The following is a 21,881-nucleotide window of genomic DNA, read 5'->3' on the forward strand; positions in this document are numbered from 1 at the left end:
TCCCTTTAACCAATAACCTTTTTACAAGCAGAAACAACATTTTCAGAAGTTAAACCATAAGCCCTTAAAAGTTCATCTGGTTTACCACTTTCACCAAACTTATCATTAACACCAATTCTTACAACTGGAACAGGTCTTTCTTCACACACAACCTCAGATACTGCAGAACCTAGTCCTCCTATTATACTGTGCTCTTCAACTGTAACTATTGCACCAGTTTCTCTAGCAGCTTTTAGTATAATTTCTTTGTCTATAGGTTTTAAAGTGTGTATGTTTATAACTCTAGCATTTATACCTTCTTTAGCTAACATTTCTTTAGCCTCTAAAGCAACATCTACCATTATTCCTGTTGCAACTATTGTTACATCATTACCACCTGCAAGTTCAACACCTTTTCCAATTTCAAAACTATATCCAGCTCTATCATTTATAACATTTACTGCCGCTCTTCCAAGTCTTACATAACAAGGCCCATTATATTTTGCAACAGCTCTTATTGCAGCTTCAGTTTCAATTGCATCTGATGGACATATAACTGTCATGTTTGGTATACTTCTCATTAAAGATAAATCTTCAATAGCTTGATGAGATGCACCATCTTCTCCTACTGTAAGTCCTGCATGAGTTGCACATACCTTTACGTTTAAATTAGGATAACATATAGAGTTTCTTATTTGTTCAAAAGCTCTTCCTGCTGCAAACATAGCAAAAGTACTAACAAAAGGAATCTTTCCACAAGTTGAAAGTCCTGCTGCAACTCCCATCATATTTCCTTCTGCAATTCCCATATTGAAAAATCTATCCTCTGCTACCTTTTTAAAATCCGCTGTTTTTGTAGACTTTGAAAGATCTGCGTCTAATACTACTATATTTTCAACTTCTTCAGCTAATTTTGCTAAAGTTTTTCCGTAAGCTTCTCTTGTTGCTATTTTATTTGCCATTACTCTTGTCCTCCTAACTCTTTAAGTGCCTTTGCACATTGTTCTTTACTTGGAGCAGTTCCATGCCATGCTGCTTCATTTTCCATAAATGAAACACCTTTTCCTTTTATAGTATTTGCAATTATACAAGTTGGCATATTCTTAGTATTTCTTCCTTTTTCTATAGCTTCTATTATTTCTTTATGACTATGTCCATCTATTATAAGAACATTCCATCCAAAAGCCTCAAATTTTTTATCTATTGGTCTTGGATTCATTACATTTGTAACATCTCCATCTATTTGTAATCCATTTGAATCTACGAATATTGTTAAATTATCTAATTTATAATGAGCTGCTGCCATTGCTGCTTCCCACACTTGTCCTTCTTCAAGCTCTCCATCCCCTAAAACTGCAAATGTTCTATAAGATTTATTATCAAGCTTTCCTGCTAATGCCATTCCAACTGCTGCTGATATTCCTTGACCTAATGAACCTGTTGACATATCTATCCCTGGTAAATCATTCATGTTTGGATGTCCTTGAAGCTTTGAACCTATTTTTCTTAAAGTTTTTAATTCTTTAGCATCAAAAAATCCCTTTCTTGCTAAAGCACTGTATAGAGCTGGTGCTGCATGCCCTTTTGATAAAACAAATCTATCCCTATTTTCATCCTTTGGATTTTTAACATCTATATTCATTTCCTTAAAATATAATGTTGCCATTATATCTGCTATTGATAATGATCCTCCTGGATGTCCTGATGCTGATTCTGTCAACATTTCTACAATATCTTTTCTTATTACTCTTGATATCTCTTTTAAATTTTCTATGCTATTCATGTGCTCCTCCTACATTATCTATTATCTCTCTTAAAAATTTATTAGCTTCTTTAATATTATCTTGCCAATTCTCCTCACCATGATACCAAAACTCTCCAGTAAATCTTCTAACACCTAACTTCCATACTTCTCGTATAACTTTTTCAAACTCTACACTTCCATCTCCAAATCTTATATCTCTATATTTTCCTTCAACCGTATCTTTCAAATGACAAGCAAATAGTGAACCCTCTCCACTTTTTAAGTCATACACAATACTCTTTTTATATATTTTAGATGCATTAGTTAAATTCCCTATATCAGGATAAACCTTTAAATATGGAGAATTTATAATGTTTACATACTTCATAGCTTTTTCTACAGTATCCATAAAAGGAGTTTCCATTGTTTCAAACCCTAAAATCACACCATTTTTTGACGCTATTTCTACACTTTTTCTTAAATTCTCTAAAAATAATTTTTCTGTTTCTTCATTATGTTCTTCATAATAAACGTCATAACCAGCTAATTGAATTACCCTCACTCCTATATCTCTTGCAAGCATTATTGCTTTTTCCATTATCTCCATTGACCTTTTTCTCACTTCTTCATCTAAGCTACCCATAGGGTATTTTCTATGAGCACTTAAACACATAGAACTTACTCTAATGCCCACCTTAAATTGAGTTTCTAAAAATTTCATACGTTCATCTTGTGTCCAATCAAGCCTTCTTAATTTTTCATTTGTTTCATCTATACTAATTTCAACAAAATCAAACCCATTTTCCTTAGCACAACTTAATTTTTCTTCCCATGTAATATCTGATTTCATTGCTTTTTCATATAATCCTAAACTATACTTTTTCATAATTTATCTCCTATTTTTTTGTCCATAATATGCATTCTTTCCATGCTTTCTTAAAAAGTGTTTTTCTTCTAACACACTACTCATAGTTTTAAAATCCTTTTCACTAAGAAGTTTAGTATGCATTGCCATATTAGCAACCTCCTCTAATACTATTGCATTATATACTGCATCATATGGACTTTTACCCCAAGTAAAAGGGCCATGAGAATGAACTAATACCCCTGGAACATATAACGGATTTTTATCTTTAAATGTTTCAACTATAACTTTACCTGTTTCAAGCTCATAATCCCCTTTTATCTCTTTCTCAGTCATTTCTCTAGTGCATGGTATATTTCCATAAAAATAATCTGCATGTGTTGTACCAAGAGGGGGAATATCTTTTCCTACTTGTGCCCAAATTGTTGCATATCTCGAATGAGTATGGACAACACCCTTTATATCCTTAAATTTATTGTATAATTCAATATGCGTAGCTGTATCTGAAGATGGATTAAGGTTTCCCTCTACTACTTTTCCTGTTTCTAAACTAAGCACTACCATATCATCAATTTTCATTTCATCGTAATTCACACCTGATGGCTTTATAACCATATATTTTCTACTTTCATCTATACCTGATACATTTCCCCAAGTTAATACAACTAAATTATTTTTAGGTAATAAAAGATTTGCTTCAAATACTTGCTTTTTTAATTCCTCTAACATAATTTAACTCTCCTTTTTAATATAAAAATACATCAACTTGCCCACTCTTCATCAGCGCTAGCTCTATCATTTTTAGCCGCCTGTCTTTCTATATATTCATGTATTTTAGCTTTCTTTGTTTTTACTATAATAAAACATATAAAGTAAACTACTATTACAACGCCTATCCATATAGGATTTTGTGTTAAAAATGCAAAGAATATTGCTCCTGCTATTGGCTGTGCCATCATATTAAAACTTGTTATCATAAGTGCACCTGATGTTAAAGCTATTCCTGCTACTTCTGCTGCATGTGTATAATACGGTGCAGTCCATGTACACATATATAAACCAGCTGAATACCACATTGTAGCTGTTATTATTACTTTTATCATGTTTCCATTTGTAAGAGCTATTATTGATTCAATCATAAATGGTAACGATATCAAATCAACCATAGGTAGCGTTTCATTACCTGGTAAAATCAAAGCCATACACAACATAATAGGTATTAGGATAGTTCCTGTTAATAATGTAGCTGGTTCACCATATCCTGTAGAATCATCTACACCAATAAACCACTTTTTAACCTTTTTAACAGTAGTTTTATCATTGTTGTTTCCCTCTTCTGTATTTCCACCAAGTATACTTTTATTTGCAGCCTCAGCCATAGGCTTAAATGCTTGTCCAAATATACCTGCAATTTTAGGAAATATAAGCATAAGTGCTGCTAAAACTATTCCTAATTTAGTTATTTGTCCCCATGCCACTAAACTATTAAGCCTATCCATATTTCCTAAGAAACCTATAAACAAACCTACAAGCAATCCTAATGTAGCTGGTTCACCAAATACTCCTAATTTCTCTCTTAATCTCTTAGGATTTATTTTAACTTTATTAAGTTTAAAAAAGTTAAGTAGTGGATCAATTAATATTAAAAATAAACTAGCCTCGGTGTTATGCATTGATACAATAGTACAATTAGGATATTTATAATACTTTGACCACCTATTTGATATAACTTCAAATATAAGTATGCTGAAAAGGTTTAACATAACCATAAGACCAAATGATAATATCCAATTTCCAGTTGCAACATACAACATTGCACCCCAAATCATATATGTATAGTTCAACCATAAATCTGATGGTAGAAATATATCAGTCCATTTTATAAAAAATAAAAACACTTGAAATACTATTGCAAAAGCAAAGAATGCTAAGCCAATTTCACTTGAGTAAGCAAATACTGACGCTGTTTGCCAACCTAAGTCTATTATTGGTAAATGTATTCCTGTGCTATCTACCATTTGTTTTACTATTGGACTTACTATCGGAGTAAAGGCATTTATTAACAACATAAAGCCCTCTAAACCAATACCAGCGTATAAACCTGATAAAAATGCTTTTTTAGTTTTCATTTTTAGCACTTTACATATTATAAATATAATAACAGGTAAAAATGCTGGAGCCGTTATATTAGTAAAAAAAGAATGCATGAAATTTACCATAACTAATGCCTCCTTAAAATAATAATTAATAATATGCTTGTATATTTAGTATAAACTAAATATACATAATTATTAGTAGCATATTATTTAAAATTTACTCTGTAACAATATATAAAACTGCTTGTCCAACTTCTCTATTTGCTGATATTATAATATCTCTATCTTTTTCATTTATAACATGCACATTGCTTGGACCTACTCCTGACTCTATAACTTTTGTATCAAATATCAATTTTTCTTTATCTACACATTGTATATAAAATAAATCTTTATCTTCTCTCCTATATCCACCAATTATTGTAGGAATTCCTCTAAGTTTTCCTCCCCACACTACATGACCAAAATCCATCTTCTTCTCATATTCATAAATAATTTTATATTCATTTCCACACTTTTTATTAATTCTAAAATGTTTTCCATGAAACTCTTCTATAGTTACTAACTCATCTTCTCCATCTTCGTCAATATCTATAACAGCAACATCACTTGTTGGTCTATCTATTACTTTTTCAACTCTCCAATCATTATTTTCATAAGGAGGAATCACTCTAAATACACCCTCTTGTGATGTCACATAAGAGACCACCTTGCCATTATATCTTGCTCTACAATATCCATGATTTTTAGTTAACCCTTCTTTAATAACCCTAAATTCGAAAGGTTTAGTTAAATCATTTGGAATTTCACTTACACAAATTTTTCCTGGGTCACTCCAATCATCTTTAAATTTCTTACTATTGCACAAAATAGCTCCTATAAAATATAATTTTCCATCTGCATCTAATATATCAAAACGATGTAAATATGGTAATTTAAATAAAACTTTAATTTCCCATTTACCATCAATATATTTTCCCCATACTATTTGAGATTCTTCTGCTTGAAATGTTGGGAAAAAATTCTGCACAGCTAAAAATTCTCCCTCTCTTTTTGGAATTGGAACTATTGACATAGTTCCTCCAGGCCCATCCCATACAGTTGATTGTTCAAATGTTTTAGAATCGTACATAAAACATGAACCTTCACCTTCAGTTGCTACAAGTATCTTTTCTTCTCCATTTATAGTTACACTACTAGTTGCATAACATCTATGTAAATCAGTCAAAAATTTTCTTTCAAACTTCATTAAAACACTCCTCACTTTAAATTAACATTTACTATCTATACCTAAGATAAATTATTTATTCACTACGTTTTCAAGTATTTTTTCTTCAATTTCTTTTTCTGATAATATATTTTTAAGCCCTATAATTATAGTTCCTGATTTTTGTGCATTAGCAAAATTATCTTTTAATGCTTCTGAACAAAATACCACATCATAAGTTGATGCTTGTGTCTTTGCCACTCCTATACTTGTATGAGTGATTGATACTGGAACATTTAATTTTTTAAAAATCTTCTCTATTTTCATCTTTATAATTTGACTTGATCCCATTCCATTTCCACATGCTGCTATTACTTTTAACATAACTATCTCCTCCTAAAATCAACTTTATTTAATATTATTTTTCTATATAAAATTTATAATTATATGCTATTTTGTTTATTGTTTTCTTTATCTTCTAAATACCCCTCATAATCTTCAACAATTTTAAAATAACCTTTTCTATTTTTAAAATATTGAATTTGAGGAATCAAAAGCATAACTATAAGAGCTATAACTACTCCAACATATTGCAATTTATTCATCAAAAATCCTATAACTGGCCATAATGTAACCCAATCAAAGTTTCCACTATACCCTCCAAAATGAGCCAATCCAAAATAATATGCTGCAAAAGCACCACAAGCTATTTGAATAAATCCTGACAATAAAGGTATTATCATTGAGGCTTTTAAACCACCTTTCTTATATGCAAACACCGCAAATGTAGCGTTATCAAAGAACAAAGGTATAAATCCTGAAATTGCAATTACTGGACTTTTGAAAATCACAAGACCTATTATTGCAATAACTTGTCCAATCACCCCGAATAAAAAACCTATTGTCAATAAATTTGGATGACCAAACCCAAATATTGTTGCACAGTCAACTGCTGTAACTGCTGAACCTGAGAAAAGTTTATCTGATATAGCTTGGAATATTTCCACAAACTCTGAAATAAACATCCTAAGTCCAAGTTGTAATATACTTAAATATACTGTAAAAGTTAATGATTTTTTTATTATGTAAAATATAAAATTTGTATTATTGCTAAAATTCGGATCGAGTTTATGCATCATATTAGGTCCAATTAATAACATTATAATTCCAAAGAAAATTGTAACTATTATGCTAGTTGCGACAACGTTATCATTAAACAAAGATAAAAATTTAGGAAACTTTATATCTCCAATATCCTTTGCATCATTTTCACATTTGCCAAACAAACCTGAAATTTTATCTGTAATCCAAACTCCTAACATTTGTTGATGACCAAACGCAAAACCTCCACCTTGAGTAAGCTCTTGACAAGGTTCTACTGTAAGATTAGAAAATACTGCCCAATAAGTTCCCAAAAGTAAACCTAAAACAAGCGCTACCACTATATTATTTAAACTAGGAAAACAGAAAAATATTAACCATAAAGCTATTGATGATTGTTGTACCATTACTTGTCCTGTAATAAATACAGTCCTTACTTTTGTATATTTTTTTAATAATACAAGAAGTAAATTAAATGCAAATCCTATAACCAAAACAATTATCATCATAGAAAAGGATCTTCCAGCTTTAGTTATAGCTTCCTGGGCTGCAATTTGACCAAAATATGGATCCATAACAGCCATTTGCAAATGAAACGTATCTTTAAGACCTAAAAGAATTGGAGTAAAATTGTTAAAAAAACCGTTTACTGCAACACTAAAAATTAGATACCCTACAATTGCCTTTATTAACCCTGATATAGCATCATAAATAGGCTTTTTAAGTATTAAGTAGCCTATAAATACTATAAGTCCAACAAGAAATGGCGCACTATCTAATATATTATTTTGAAAAAATTGCCAAGTGTAATTAATGTAACCCATAAAACTTATCATCCTTTTCGTATATTTTACCACTTCTTATAAATATAAAAAATAATAAAATACTATTCTTTAAATTAGTTTCTTTAAATCCTCCACAGACTTTGCATTTAAAAGCTTATCTACTACCTCTTCATCAGATATCAACTCTACCATCTTCGTAAGATTTTTAAGATGAACTTCATTATCTACTGACGCTAATACAAAAAATAACTGAGCATCATATTCTTCACTATCTCCAAAACTAACAGGAGTATTCGTTTTCATAAAGCATATAGATGTTTCATTAACCGCTTTTCCTTCTTGTGCATGAGGTATAGCAATTTTAGGTGCAATTACTATATATGGACCATGCTTTTTTATACTTTGTATTATTAAATCAGAATATTCTTCTTCAATGGCTTTTTGTAATACTAAGGGAGTGCATGCAGCTTTCACTGCATCCTCCCAATTATCAAAGCCTTGATGAAAAGAATATCTTTTTTTTTCAATTATCTCTTTTAACATAAACTTTTCCTCCTAGCTCTTTATAAATTTTATAAGAATGATTTATATGGTAAATTAATATCTACTTCAAAACAATCATCAAATCCTCTTGGATAATGATATTCTCTGTTATCTTTGTCACTTGGGAATGTAAACTTTCCACCAACTTGCCATATAAATGGTTTAAATTTATATTGCAATCTATACTTTTTCATATCGTACAATGCTAGTATTTCATTAGTATCTGCTTGAAAGTTTGACCATATATCATGATGGAACGGTATAATCACTTGTGCTTTTAATGCTTCAGCCATTCTTAAAATATCAACAGAAGTCATTTTATCTGTGATACCCCTTGGATTTTCTCCATATGAGCCTAATGCTACATCAATTTTGTAATCATTTCCATGTTTAGCATAATAATTTGAATAATGTGAATCTCCACTATGATATAAATTACCAGCAGGAGTTTTAATCAAATAATTAACTGCCTTATAATCCATATCAACTGGCATTTTACCTCTCAAATCACCATCTGGCGGAGCCGTAATTAATGCAGTTCTGTCAAAAGATTCTAATACATGTATTTCAATATCTTTAATCTTTATCACATCACCTGGTTTAACCACTACACATCTTCCCTTTGGCACTCCCCATTCAACCCATTTATCTACACAAGCTTGTGGTCCAATAAATGGAACATTATTAGAACAATTTTTAAGAACTGCTGCTGCTACATTTACATCTATATGATCATTATGATCATGTGTAGATATTATAGCATCAACTTCTTTTATTGCAAAAGGATCCAATACAAATGGAGCAACTCTTAAATTAGGTTGTAATTTTTTTCCTCCACACATTCTTGCCATTTGATGTTGTGGATTTATGTATGGATTTTTTTTAGTTTTTTTACCACTTCCACACCAAAAGTCTATGCATATATTTGTATTCCCCTCTGATTTTAACCAAATTCCTGTACAGCCAAGCCACCACATAGAAAATGTTCCCGGTTTAACTATTTCGTTTTCTATTTCTTCATTTAACCATGTTCCCCACTCTGGAAACGTATTTAAAATCCAAGATTCTCTTGTTATTTCACTCACTTTATTCATAATTCCCCTCCATATTTTTATTTTATGTTCTTTTAGAACTTTTTTGTTTTATTTAAGTTATTTATTGATTTAATTATAAATTAAAATCGTTTTCTTTTCAAGTAATTCAATCAAAAAAATTATATTTTTATAAATAAAATCTTTTTTATGTTCGTTTTTTTATTTTTTTATGTTTGTTTTAAATTATTTTATTAATATTTTATTGATTTTTATGTTATACTTATACTATATATAATTATTGTTTATAATAATTAATGCGAATAAATAGAGTATTTTAAACTCAAGGAGATTATAATGAAAAATACAAAAACCTTTATTTTAAAAAGACAAGAAGCTATATTAAAATATTTAGAAGAAAATAATTTCGCTAAAACAGAAGAATTAGCTAAATTTCTAAATACTTCTAATGTAACTATAAGAAGAGATTTTCAAATTCTTGAAGAAAAAGGTCTTATTATTAGAAATCATGGCGGAGCACAAGTTTCGCAAAATATTTTAAATAAGAAATTTTGTGACAATGCTACAAATAAAAATGAAATTTTAAAGTCATCAATTGCTAAAAAAGCAGTTGAATTTATAGAAAATAATGATATCATTTTTATAAATTCAAGTTCAACAGCTATAAAAATTTTACAATATATTGGTGATAAAAGAATTGTTGTCATCACTAATAATGGAAAAGTTTTAGGTATGAATCTTTCTCCTAAAATAGAAGTAATACTTACAGGAGGTCAAGTATACGGAAGAAAACAATCAATGATAGGAGATATAGCTACACAGATAATTTCAACAATTACTGCAACTAAATGTTTTATTGGGGTTAACGGTATAGCTTCTCATTGTGGAATAAGCACTTCAGTATTTCAAGAAACGACCATTAACATGAAAATGCTTGAAAATTGTAATGGACCAACATTCGTATTAGCCGATAGTTCAAAAATTGGAATCCATCATAATTTTTCTAGCGGTAGTATTGATAATGTTAATTATGTTATTACAGATAAAAACGCAGATGAAAATGAAGTTAAAAAACTTGAAGAAAAAGGAGTTCAAGTAATGTTTTCAGAAGAAAATTAATCTTTGCTGAAAATATTAACCTTATATTAAACCATCATAAATTAAAACAATTGTTAAAACTTTATTGACTCGTTTAAACAACTGTTTTAATTTTATGAGTTTCTTATTCTATTTTTTATAATTTTTCATTAGTACTACAATTTATTTATCATACTTGCATTATATCCAGCACCGAAACCATTATCTATATTTACAACGCTAACACCACTTGCACAACTGTTTAACATTGTTAAAAGCGCTGAAAGTCCATTAAAGTTTGCACCATATCCTATACTAGTTGGAACAGCTATTACAGGTTTATCAACTAATCCACCAACTACACTAGCTAATGCACCCTCCATTCCAGCTATTACAATTACTACTTTTGCACCTCTTATAACATCGACCCGATTAAATAATCTATGTATTCCAGCAACACCTACATCATATATTCTCTTTACATTATTTCCAAATATTTCAGCAGTTATTGCAGCCTCTTCAGCTATTGGAATATCTGATGTTCCTGCTGTAACTATCGCTATATAACTCTCTGTTTTTTCTATTTTTTGTCTTTCAACTGTTATAGTTTTTGCTAACTCATTATATTTAGCATCAGGGCATATTTTTAAAACTTCATCATACATTTCTTTAGAAGCTCTAGTACCTAATATATTATTATTTCCTAAAGACATGTTTTTAACTATACCAACTACTTGTTCTATTGTTTTTCCTGCACAATAAATAACTTCAGGATATCCAACTCTCAATGTTCTATGATTATCTATTTTTGCATATCCCAAATCTGTAAATGGTAACTCTGCTAATTGTTCAATTCCCTCATCTATAGATATAGTATCACTTTTTACAAGTTCTAAAAGTTTCTTTAAATGAGCTTTATCCATAAAAATCTTCCTTTCAAATCATTATTTTTCTTTATTTAAACTTCCCATTTTATATCCACTCATATCTAATGTTACATATTTAAATCCAAACTCTTTTAATTTTTCTGATATCTTATTCATTATATCAACATTAAATAATTTTTCTCTATCCTGTGGTTGAACTTCTATCCTTGCTAAATCTCCATGATTTCTAACTCTTATACCAGTTAAGCCTAAAGAAAATAAATAACGCTCTGACTTTTCTATCTTTCTTAACTTTTCTTCTGTTATTTCTTCTCCAACTTGAAGTCTAGTTAAAAGACATGCATAGGCTGGTTTTGACCATGTTTCAAGATTCAACTCTTTAGAATATCCTCTTATATCCTTTTTGGTAAATCCAAGATCTAGCAAAGGACTTTTTACCTCAAGCTCCTTCAAAGCCTTCATTCCTGGTCTATAATCCTTTGTATCATCTAAATTTGTTCCATCTATAATATAATCTATCCCTAAACTTTTAGCCTTATCTTTTAACAAAGTAAAAATTTGTTTTTTACATAAATAACATCTATCTTCTGGATTATATTTAATGTTTTCTGGAATAGAAACTTCTATAAATTGATGATTTAAATTAAGCTTTCTAGTAAGTTCTTTTGCTTCTTCTATCTCCCATCTTGGTATATATGGAGAAACTATAGTTATAGGAACAGCATTTTCTCCTAAAACGTCACCACATACTTTAAGTAAAAAAGTACTATCTACACCACCTGAAAATGCTATTGCAACTTTACCTAATTCTTTTATATAATCTTTTAAACTTTCTAATTTATCCATAAGAATCACCTACTTAGAATTATTTTTTTTAGATTTTGTATATTCATACATTATTTCATTATATACTTTATTTATCTCAATTCCTCTTTCTTTAGCTATGTATTTACATATATCATATTCTGGTTTAACTCTTATTTCCTCGCCATTTAAATATGATATTTTAACTGGAACATCTCCATATTTACAAATAACTATTTCTTCTCTTCTCTCTAATTTTTCTCTACTTATCTCATAACATCTAACACCAATTGTTGATGAATTTAAAAATATAGTTTTCTTAATATTTTCTAGAACATCAAAACCACACAAAACAGATATTTTAGTTGCTGGTCTATCTTTTTTCATATGTATTGATGTATAGAAAACATCTAATGCACCTTCCTCTAAAAGTCTTTCCATTAAAAGTTGAAATTCTTCGCCTCTCATGTCATCTATATTGCATTCTACCATATATTCTTTACTTGTATTATCATCAGATTCACCTAAAAATGCTCTTAACACATTAGGAGCTTTTTTGCCTTCCTTTTCACCTAATCCATAACCTATTTTTTTAACCATAAAGTTTTTTTCATAAGTTATTTCTCTTGCCATCGCCTTTATTATGGCAGCTCCTGTCGGTGTTGTCGCTTCAAAAGGAACATTCTTTGAAATAACAGGTATATCCTTTAATATTTCTGCTGTTGCTGGTGCTGGAACTGGTAATATTCCATGAGCACATTTAAGTGTTCCATATCCAACCTCAACCGGTGAAGATATTATTTTATCTATATTCAAATAATCTATACAAATAGCAGCCCCTACTATATCTACTATCGAATCAATAGCTCCAACTTCATGAAAATGAACTTCTTCTATAGTTTTATTATGTACTTTAGCTTCTGCCTTTGCAACTTCATCAAAAATTTTTAATGATATTTTTTTCACATTTGAATTTATTTCTGAATTATTTATTAATTCTTTTATATCATTATAATTCCTACTTCCATGACTATGTTCATGATTATGTTCGTCATGGTTATGCTCATGCTCATGATTATGTTCGTGTTCATGCTCATGACTATGTTCATGGTTATGTTCATGTTCATGATTATGATTATGCTCATGTCCATGTAATTCATTCATATCATAAACTTTTACACTTGTTCCTGTAATACCTTGTTTTGTCCCTTTCTCTATATGAATATTATATTCATTACTAACATTTAATTTTTTTAACTCTTTTAATAAATAATCTCCAGGAACCCCTAAATCAACTAAAGCTCCTAAATTCATATCTCCACTTATTCCTGAAAAACAATCATAATATAGTATCCTCATTTTATCTATTGCTAGTAAACTATAAATTTTAATTAAACACTAACAAATATCTAAATTCAAAGTTTATTAGCAACAGTTCACCTCCTTATCATATAAATCTACTACTAAAATTGATACTCTCTACAATAAAACTATACTACATAATTCATTGTTAGTGTATATAAATTATAAGTATTATACTAATATTTTAAATATTTATATAATTATTTTAAATTTTTTATTTCATATAATATAAAAAAACACAATAAATTTCTATATATAAAATAAAAAAACAACAAGTTAATTTTCTCGTTGTTTTTTACATAAACTATAATTATGGTTATATTTATGAATATGTGCAAGCATATGCTCATGGTTTTTAATTTATATTTTTTATTTTCTCTATAATAGAATTTTTTATACTTTCAAAAGGAAATAGTTTTCCCGGACACTCTGTTACCCCTAAATCATTATGTCGTACAATATCTGATATATCATATTTTAAAGTTAGATATGTTGCCAAATTCACTAAAGCCTCTAACTGCTCCCTCGGTACTCCCTTTTCCTCAAAATTTCCTTCAAGACATATACCTAATGTATCCGTATTATTTCCATATACATGAGAACCTATTTTATTCTCATTCCTTCCTTTAAAAATAGTACCATCACTCCTTATATAAAAATGATATCCTATACCTGTCCACCCCTTGCTTACATGCATTTCATGAACTTCTTGTGGTGACAAATTTTCCGCCGCAGCATGATGAATTACTATCTTTTTAGGATTATTTCCACTAATTAATACTCCATTCCATTTATAATCTATTTCCTGTATATTTAAGTTTTCCTTTATTATATTAAGCTCTTTTTTATTAATACTAACATCATATATCTTTTTATAACTATTGTTATTACATAAATTTTTTATAAGAATATATCCTAAAAAAACTATTAAACTTAGTATTAAAAATATTATTATTTTCATTATAAATTTTTTATTTAATTTTATTGCTTTAAACTTATTTTTCATAAACCTCTGTAAGAATATAAAAATTCTCTTTATCCTCTCTGAATAATTTATAACTCAAATATTTACTAAATACCACTAACTACAATAAATTTCCTCTATTTTTATAAATACTCATATCAAAATTTATATCTCTATAAAAATATAAAGTACTAAGATTTAATCATTAAATCTTAGTACCCTACTATAATCTATTTCAATATTTAATTATTATTAATTTTATAATCTCTATTCAACATAAGCCTGTCTAAACAACATACTACCTAAAGGTGATTTTACATATCCCTTTACATTATCATTAGCACAAACTATATTTGTATAATAATATATTGGAATTATTGCCATATCATCCATAAGTATATCTTCTGCTTTTCTTAAAAGCTCTGTTCTCTTTTTTCCATCTTGTTCTGACTTAGCTTGAGCTATTAAAGAGTCATATTCCTCATTTGAATATCCCGCATTATTTTGACCACTTGCTGTTACCCACATATCTAAAAATGTCATAGGATCATTATAATCTCCAATCCAACCATGTCTACAAACTTCATATTGAAAATTATTTCTAGTTGTTTGGAATACTGCCCATTCTTCATTTTTAAGTTCTACATTTATTCCTAAATTAGTTTTCCACATATCTTGAATAGCTTGTGCTATCATTTGATTGTTTGAAGCTGTATTATAAGTGAATGTAATAGTTGGGAAACCTTGACCATTTGGATATCCAGCTTCCTCTAAAAGCTTCTTAGCCTCTTCTATATTAGTTGTTACACTAGAATAATCTTTATGAAATGTATTTCCTTGTGTATCTTTAACGCCTTCCGGAACATAACTAGTTGCAGGAATTTCTCCTCCCATAGAAACTTTTTCAGTAATTAAATTTCTATCTATTGCAAGCGATAAAGCCTTTCTAACCCTTACATCTTGAAGAGCATCCACTGCTTCTGAAGACAAACCTTTACCAGATACATTTACCATATAAAAATAAGTTCCAAGATAAGGATATACTTTAGCTACCCCTTCATCTATTAATGATTGTATTTCAGTAGTTGGTGGTTGTTCCATAATATCTAATTCACCATTCTTAAAAGCTGAAAGAGTAGTAGTTTGATCATCTATAAGTCTAAAAACTAAAGTTTCTAATTTCACATTATCTGCATCCCAATAATTTTCATTCTTTATGAAAGTCATACTTTCCTTTTCACTCCACTCAGTCATTTTAAAAGGTCCATTTGATACATAAGTTTCTGGACTAAGTGCCCATTTATCTCCATTTTCTTCTATTATGTCTTGCCTTACTGGATAATATACTGGCATTGCCAATAGTGATACGAAATATGGCACCGCACTCTCTAAAGTTACTTCTATAGTCTTATTGTCTACAACCTTAATTCCTACATCATCTGCTGAAGCTTCTCCTTTATTGTACGCCTCACCATTTTTTATATAAAATAATTGATAAGCATATTCTGCTGCTGTATTTGGATTCAATGCTCTCTTCCAAGCATATTCAAAATCTTTAGCTGTAACGTCTTCCCCATCTGACCATTTAGCATTATCCCTTATATGAAATGTATAAACTAAGCCATCTTCTGACACCTCATACCCTTCTGTTATACCATTTTCTACTTCCCCATTTTCTATTTCTCTCATTAATCCTTCAAACGTATTGCGTATAACCTTTGAGCCATCAACTGCTGAGTTTAGTTGAGGATCTATTGTTTTAGGATTTGCATCTATATTATATACTATCTTTTGTTCAACATTTCCTGATGATACAGTGTTTTCAGTACTTCCACATCCTAAAAATGTACTTCCTACAAGTGCTGTTAAAAGTGTCATAGCTAAAATCTTTTTTAATCTAATTTTACTCAAATAAATTCCCCCTTAAATAGTATAATTTTTTATGAAATATGACATGCTACAAAATGATCTTTAAAAACCTCTTTAAGTTTTGGCTCCTCTTCCTTACATATAGGTTTTGAATATTTACACCTTGAACAAAATCTACATCCCTTTGGTGGATCTATTGGTGATTGAATATCCCCCTCTAAAATAATTCTTTGCTTTGTCTTTGCAATTTTAGGATCTGGCACAGGTATGGCTGATAAAAGAGCTTTTGTATACGGATGTACAGGATTATAATACACTTCATTACTAGTTGATATTTCTACTAACTTCCCTAAATACATTATTCCAATCCTAGTAGATATATGTTTTACCATGGATAAATCATGGGCTATAAATAAGTATGTTAATCCTAGCTCCTCCTGTAAATCCTCCAACATATTTATAACCTGAGCTTGAATTGAAACATCTAGTGCCGATATTGGTTCATCACAAACTATAAATTCTGGATTAACAGCTAAAGCTCTTGCAATTCCTATTCTTTGCCTCTGTCCACCAGAAAACTCATGAGGATATCTACTGATATGACTTGAGTTTAATCCAACTTTATTTAAATAATGCTTAATAAGCTCAGTTTTATCTTTTCCTGTTGCTAATCTATGAATATCTATTGCTTCACCTATAATATCCCTTACCGTAAATCTAGGATTTAAAGAAGCATACGGATCTTGAAATATCATTTGCATATGCTTTCTATATTTCACAATATTTTTTCCCTTCATAGAACTTATATCTTGCCCCTTATAAACAATTTGTCCACTAGTTGGTTCGTAAAGTTTTAATATTGTTCTCCCTAAAGTACTCTTTCCACACCCAGATTCTCCAACAAGACCTAAAGTTTCACCTTTTTTAATATCAAAAGAAACATTATCAACCGCTTTTAATATTCCTTTATTTTTTGAAAATATGGATTTACTAGTATTAAAATACTTTGATAAATTTTTTATTTCAATTAATTTTTCCATTTTATAAACCCACCTCCCTAGACCTTGCTCTTATAACTTTTGGCGCTTTCTCATCACTTAGCCAACAAGAAACCTTATGTTTTTTAGAAACCTCATAAAATTCAGGCATTTTTTCTCTGCATATATTCATAGCAAACTTACATCTTGCATAAAAAGGACATCCTTTAGGCGGTTTTAAAAGGTCAGGTGGCTGTCCCTCTATTGGTTTAAGTCTTTTTCTTTCCTTTTGTACACTAGGAACACTATCTAACAATCCCCAAGTATATGGATGCTTTGGATTATCAAATATATCATTTATTCCCCCTTTTTCTATAATAAGCCCACCATACATAACATTTACTCTGTCACAAATATCAGCTACAACACCTAAATCATGCGTAATAAAAATTATTGATGTTCCTAGCTTATTTTTTATATTTTTCATTATTTCAAGTATTTGTGCCTGTATAGTCACATCTAGTGCCGTTGTTGGTTCATCCGCAATTATTAGTTTAGGATTACAACTAAGCGCCATAGCAATCATAGCTCTTTGCCTCATTCCTCCAGAAAATTCATGAGGATATTGCTTCATTCTCTTCTCTGGATTTGGAATATTAACAAGCCTTAAAAGTTCTACCCCTTTTTTAAACGCTTCTTTTTTTGATAATTTTTCATGTATTATTAAAGGCTCTATTATTTGATTACCTATTGTAATAAGCGGATTTAAAGAGGTCATAGGATCTTGGAATATCATTGCTATATCATTTCCTCGAATTTTTGACATCTCTTTTTCTGTAATTTTACTTATATCTTTTCCTTCAAAAAATATTCTTCCATCTTTTATAGTTCCATTTTTATCTAACAACCTCATGATAGACATCATTGTTATGCTCTTTCCACAACCTGACTCTCCAACTACGCCAACAACTTCACCTTTAGTTAACTGAAAAGACACTCCTCTAACTGCTTGTACTTCTCCAAATTTAGTATCAAATGAAGTTTTTAGCCCCCTAACATCTAATAAATTCTCCATAAGCTCCCCCCTTTATTTCTTAACCTTAGGATCTAATGCATCTCTTAAACCATCTCCAAGTAAGTTAAATGATAATATTGTTAAGCATATTGCTAAAGTTGGGAACAATAATTGATATGGATAAAGTCTTAAACTTTGAAGTGCATCATTTGCAAGTGTCCCCCATGATGCTGCAGGTGGTGCTATTCCAAGACCTATAAAACTTAAAAAAGCTTCTGTAAATATAGCAGTTGGTATTTGAAGAGTTAGTGTTACTATTATTGAACCTAAACAGTTGGGTATTAAATGCTTAAATAATATTCTTTTTCCTGATGCTCCTAAAGTTTTTGCTGCTAAAACAAATTCCTGTTGTTTAAGTTGTAATATTTCACCCCTAACGATTCTAGCCATACTTATCCAATATGAAACTGATAAAGCTATTATTATATTAAAAAGTCCACCTTTCTCAAACATAACCATTAAAAGTATTACATAAATAGTCATTGGAATTGAATTTATAATATCTACAATCCTCATCATTATATTATCTAATTTTCCACCAACAAATCCTGCAATTCCTCCATAGATAATACCAATGAAAAGATTTAAAAAAGAAGCTACAAAACCTATAATTAAAGAATACCTCGCTCCATACATAACCCTTACAAAAATATCTCTTCCTAATTGATCTGTACCAAACCAATGGGTTAACGACGGAGCTTCATTAGTTATTGACAAATTATTTTCTGCATATCCATATTGTGAAAATATGGGAACAAATATAGCCAAAAGGCCCATCAAAACTATAAACAAAAATCCCATAACAGCTAATTTATTACTAATTAATTTACTTAAAGCTTCTTTCCAAGAAGGAATACTAGGTCTTGTTATATCTTCTGTATGTTTTAGATTATTTTCTACAAATGAAAAATCTGATTGCTCTTTTAAATTATTACTACCATCTAACTCCATAATTTTCCCCCTTATTGTTTAATATCATCTAACTTTATCCTTGGATCTATAATTCCATACAACAAATCAACTAAAAGATTGCAAATAATTAATATTGAACTATAAAAAACTGTAACCCCCATTATAACTGTATAATCTCTATTACTTATAGTATTGACAAACTCACGTCCAAGCCCTGGTATTGCAAATATTTTTTCAACTACAAAACTACCAGTAAGTATTCCTGCAATTAATGGTCCAAGATATGTTATTATAGGAATAAGTGTGTTTCTCAAAGCATGTTTAACTATAACTTTAAATCCACTAACGCCTTTTGCCCTAGCTGTCCTTATATAATCAGAATTTAATGTTTCCAAAAGTTTCGACCTAGTTAACCTAGATATAAAAGCTATAGAATAACCCCCTAAAGCTAGTGCAGGCAATATATAACTTACAGGGCTATTAAGTCCAGTTACAGGTAATAGTTTATATTTAACACCAAATATATACATTAATACAGTTGCTAAAACAAAGCTAGGTATAGTCACCCCTAAAGTCGCTAAAACCATACATAAAGAATCTGGCCAACTATTATATTTTAAAGCAGCTATAATTCCTAAAGTAATTCCAAAAATCAAAGCTATACTTATTACCACAACTCCAAGCTTCGCAGATGATGGAAATGAGTATGATATTATTTCACTTACCTCTTTTCCTGCATATTTCATACTTTCCCCTAAATCTCCTTGAAGTAAATTTTTCAAATATAGCCCATATTGTTCAAAAAGTGGTTTATCTAATCCATATTTTACTTCTAAATTTTGCATAATAGCTTCTGGTATATTCCTTTCACCAGTAAAAGGCCCCCCAGGTAATAACCTAAGCATAAAAAAAGTAATTGTTATAACAGCCCATAAAGTTATAATGCTTGTAGCTATTCTCTTTAAAATGTACTTAGCCACTTTTTCACCTCCTTAAATTTTTTATTAAATGTTTTTATGTATACACAAATAATTATTGTTTTATTCCATATTTTTATTAAAATAATAAAATTTTCTTTATTTAAACGTTATACTAATTAAAAATATAGGTTTAAATTGATAAAAGAGTAATTTATACCATATAAATTACTCTTTTAATACCACATAAAATCTTAAAAATATCTTGTAATAAATTTAATAAAAAAGAGCATCAAAAATTTGATACTCTACTACATATTTATTTCATCTGCAACAAATTTTAATCCTATTTGTTTTCTAATTTCAGTTATTATTTCATGAACCATTAATGATATCTCATGAGTGTTTGTATTTGACTGCTGTTGTCCTAATTTAACTACCTTCATAAATTCATCAATTTCATAAAACATATTATCACCAATTTGACTTCTTGTTAAATTTATAATATGTCTGCTTTTATCATATAAAGTTATTTTAGATGGTGAATTTATATCATCTATTACTATAGTTCCATCTTCACCTTGTATTTCTGAAGGCAATGTTGTATCAGTAATTTTTGAATGCATAAGTATTACTTCTTTATCATCATAAGATAAAATAACGCTTCCAATTCCGTCTACTCCACTTTCTAACATAATTGCATTACCATAGACCTTTTTAGGCATACCAAATAAAGTTACAGCATTAAATATACTATACACCCCAATATCCATAATTGAACCATTAGACATCTCTGGCTTAAAAGCATTTAATATTATTCCTTCTCTATAAGCATCATATCTAGAAGAATACTTACCATAGTTAAAAATTGCACGTCTTATTTTTCCAATATTATTTAGATTTTCTTTTACAGCAATAAAATTAGGCATCAATGTTGGTTTCATAGCTTCCATAAGAACAACACCTTTTTCAATAGCTTTATTTATCATAAGCTTAACCTCATGAATATTACTTGCCATAGGTTTTTCACATAATACATGAATATCATTATCTAAAAATTCCAATGTTTGCTTACAATGAAGATAGTTAGGTGTAGCTATATAAACTGCATCTATCATACCTGAGCGAGCCATTTCCTCCCAAGAAGTAAATACCTTTTTTGCTCCATATTTTTGAGCAAATTTTTTTGCATTTTCTTCTTTTCCTGAACAAACAGCAATTAATTCAAAGTCCTTTATATGCTTTGCTGCATCCATAAAATTATTGGATATAAAATTAGTCCCAATTATTCCAAATCTCATTAAACAAACCACCTCTATAGTTATCTATATATTTTAGTATAAAAGTTTTTTAAAGTGGCTTTATTACTTTTTTATAAAAATTAAATATAATGTTAAAATTCTTTGTTGTGAGTTTTATATCTAATTAAAAGCAAAAAAATAAAAATGTAATTTACTAATCGTAAATTACATTTTTCCTTACTTACTAACCTGGCAACCACTTACTCTCCCACACAGTCTCCCATGCAGTACCATCAGCCTCTAAAAGCTTAACCTTCGTGTTCGGAATGGAAACGGGTGTTACCTTAAAGAGCATTATCACCAGATAATCATGTTATTTATATGAAAGATATATTCTCTCAAAATTACACTAAGCATTAAGATA

General features: G+C 29.4%; 21 protein-coding genes and 1 rRNA gene. 1 reads left to right on the top strand and 21 read right to left on the bottom strand.

The genetic code is table 11. The annotated features are described in order from the left end of the window. Positions 1-5: 5 nt before the first annotated feature. The 10 genes from DR020_RS02545 to ulaG all read right to left on the bottom strand — a co-directional run bounded on the left by DR020_RS02545 (position 6) and on the right by ulaG (position 9,414). Complete coding sequence (locus DR020_RS02545; RefSeq protein ID WP_112365188.1) at positions 6-941, bottom strand: transketolase family protein; 936 nt, start codon at positions 939-941, stop codon at positions 6-8. Next, positions 941-1,762 carry a transketolase gene (locus DR020_RS02550; RefSeq protein WP_112365189.1) on the bottom strand — a complete coding sequence of 274 codons (822 nt, stop codon included), beginning with the start codon at positions 1,760-1,762 and terminating at the stop codon, positions 941-943. The genes DR020_RS02545 and DR020_RS02550 overlap by 1 nt, the downstream gene beginning before the upstream one ends. After that, the gene (locus DR020_RS02555; protein WP_112365190.1) at positions 1,755-2,609 is read right to left on the bottom strand and encodes an L-ribulose-5-phosphate 3-epimerase; all 855 of its coding nucleotides are present in this window, start codon (positions 2,607-2,609) and stop codon (positions 1,755-1,757) included. The genes DR020_RS02550 and DR020_RS02555 overlap by 8 nt, the downstream gene beginning before the upstream one ends. A gap of 3 nt (positions 2,610-2,612) precedes the next feature. Next, positions 2,613-3,317, bottom strand: a complete 705-nt coding sequence (gene araD / locus DR020_RS02560; protein WP_112365191.1) for an L-ribulose-5-phosphate 4-epimerase — start codon at positions 3,315-3,317, stop codon at positions 2,613-2,615. A gap of 32 nt (positions 3,318-3,349) precedes the next feature. Then, positions 3,350-4,807 (bottom strand): PTS galactitol transporter subunit IIC, encoded by a 1,458-nt coding sequence (locus tag DR020_RS02565; protein ID WP_055260161.1) that lies wholly within the window; start codon positions 4,805-4,807, stop codon positions 3,350-3,352. Positions 4,808-4,901: 94 nt separating this feature from the next. Continuing rightward, positions 4,902-5,933 carry a hypothetical protein gene (locus tag DR020_RS02570; RefSeq protein ID WP_055260160.1) on the bottom strand — a complete coding sequence of 344 codons (1,032 nt, stop codon included), beginning with the start codon at positions 5,931-5,933 and terminating at the stop codon, positions 4,902-4,904. Positions 5,934-5,984: 51 nt separating this feature from the next. After that, positions 5,985-6,275, bottom strand: a complete 291-nt coding sequence (locus tag DR020_RS02575) for a PTS sugar transporter subunit IIB (protein ID WP_055260159.1) — start codon at positions 6,273-6,275, stop codon at positions 5,985-5,987. Positions 6,276-6,334: 59 nt separating this feature from the next. After that, positions 6,335-7,816, bottom strand: coding sequence for a PTS ascorbate transporter subunit IIC (locus DR020_RS02580; RefSeq protein WP_112365192.1), 1,482 nt, complete (start codon positions 7,814-7,816; stop codon positions 6,335-6,337). A gap of 69 nt (positions 7,817-7,885) precedes the next feature. Beyond that, a complete protein-coding gene (locus DR020_RS02585; RefSeq protein WP_058994145.1) occupies positions 7,886-8,320 on the bottom strand; it encodes a PTS sugar transporter subunit IIA in 435 nt (144 codons plus the stop codon). A gap of 29 nt (positions 8,321-8,349) precedes the next feature. Continuing rightward, entirely contained in the window at positions 8,350-9,414 is a 1,065-nt protein-coding gene (gene ulaG / locus DR020_RS02590; protein WP_058994142.1) for an L-ascorbate 6-phosphate lactonase, read from the bottom strand. 294 nt (positions 9,415-9,708) lie between these two features. Between ulaG and DR020_RS02595 the strand changes: the two genes are divergently transcribed. Continuing rightward, positions 9,709-10,491, top strand: a complete 783-nt coding sequence (locus DR020_RS02595) for a DeoR/GlpR family DNA-binding transcription regulator (protein WP_112365193.1) — start codon at positions 9,709-9,711, stop codon at positions 10,489-10,491. 134 nt (positions 10,492-10,625) lie between these two features. Here the strand turns inward: DR020_RS02595 and larB are convergent, their stop codons facing one another. The 11 genes from larB to rrf all read right to left on the bottom strand — a co-directional run bounded on the left by larB (position 10,626) and on the right by rrf (position 21,822). Continuing rightward, on the bottom strand, positions 10,626-11,372 hold the full coding sequence (larB, locus tag DR020_RS02600; RefSeq protein ID WP_058994140.1) for a nickel pincer cofactor biosynthesis protein LarB: 747 nt from the start codon (positions 11,370-11,372) through the stop codon (positions 10,626-10,628). Between the two features lie 21 nt (positions 11,373-11,393). Then, positions 11,394-12,191 (bottom strand): ATP-dependent sacrificial sulfur transferase LarE, encoded by a 798-nt coding sequence (gene larE, locus DR020_RS02605; RefSeq protein ID WP_408069126.1) that lies wholly within the window; start codon positions 12,189-12,191, stop codon positions 11,394-11,396. Then, a complete protein-coding gene (gene larC, locus DR020_RS02610) occupies positions 12,192-13,499 on the bottom strand; it encodes a nickel pincer cofactor biosynthesis protein LarC (RefSeq protein ID WP_112365195.1) in 1,308 nt (435 codons plus the stop codon). 358 nt (positions 13,500-13,857) lie between these two features. Beyond that, positions 13,858-14,508 (bottom strand): peptidoglycan recognition protein family protein, encoded by a 651-nt coding sequence (locus tag DR020_RS02615; RefSeq protein WP_055260151.1) that lies wholly within the window; start codon positions 14,506-14,508, stop codon positions 13,858-13,860. A gap of 225 nt (positions 14,509-14,733) precedes the next feature. Beyond that, positions 14,734-16,377, bottom strand: coding sequence for a peptide ABC transporter substrate-binding protein (locus DR020_RS02620; protein WP_112365196.1), 1,644 nt, complete (start codon positions 16,375-16,377; stop codon positions 14,734-14,736). A 29-nt stretch (positions 16,378-16,406) separates the two neighbouring features. Beyond that, positions 16,407-17,375 carry an ABC transporter ATP-binding protein gene (locus tag DR020_RS02625; RefSeq protein ID WP_055260150.1) on the bottom strand — a complete coding sequence of 323 codons (969 nt, stop codon included), beginning with the start codon at positions 17,373-17,375 and terminating at the stop codon, positions 16,407-16,409. 1 nt (position 17,376) lies between these two features. Then, a complete protein-coding gene (locus DR020_RS02630) occupies positions 17,377-18,387 on the bottom strand; it encodes an ABC transporter ATP-binding protein (RefSeq protein WP_112365197.1) in 1,011 nt (336 codons plus the stop codon). 12 nt (positions 18,388-18,399) lie between these two features. Then, the gene (locus DR020_RS02635) at positions 18,400-19,338 is read right to left on the bottom strand and encodes an ABC transporter permease (RefSeq protein WP_055260148.1); all 939 of its coding nucleotides are present in this window, start codon (positions 19,336-19,338) and stop codon (positions 18,400-18,402) included. An 11-nt stretch (positions 19,339-19,349) separates the two neighbouring features. Continuing rightward, the gene (locus tag DR020_RS02640) at positions 19,350-20,279 is read right to left on the bottom strand and encodes an ABC transporter permease (RefSeq protein ID WP_055260147.1); all 930 of its coding nucleotides are present in this window, start codon (positions 20,277-20,279) and stop codon (positions 19,350-19,352) included. Positions 20,280-20,527: 248 nt separating this feature from the next. Further along, complete coding sequence (locus tag DR020_RS02645) at positions 20,528-21,517, bottom strand: Gfo/Idh/MocA family protein (protein WP_055260146.1); 990 nt, start codon at positions 21,515-21,517, stop codon at positions 20,528-20,530. Positions 21,518-21,704: 187 nt separating this feature from the next. Continuing rightward, positions 21,705-21,822, bottom strand: a 5S ribosomal RNA gene (rrf, locus tag DR020_RS02650). Between the last annotated feature and the right edge of the window lie 59 nt (positions 21,823-21,881).

The organism is Sarcina ventriculi, from assembly GCF_900456775.1.
GTDB classification, from domain to species: Bacteria; Bacillota; Clostridia; order Clostridiales; family Clostridiaceae; genus Sarcina; species Sarcina ventriculi.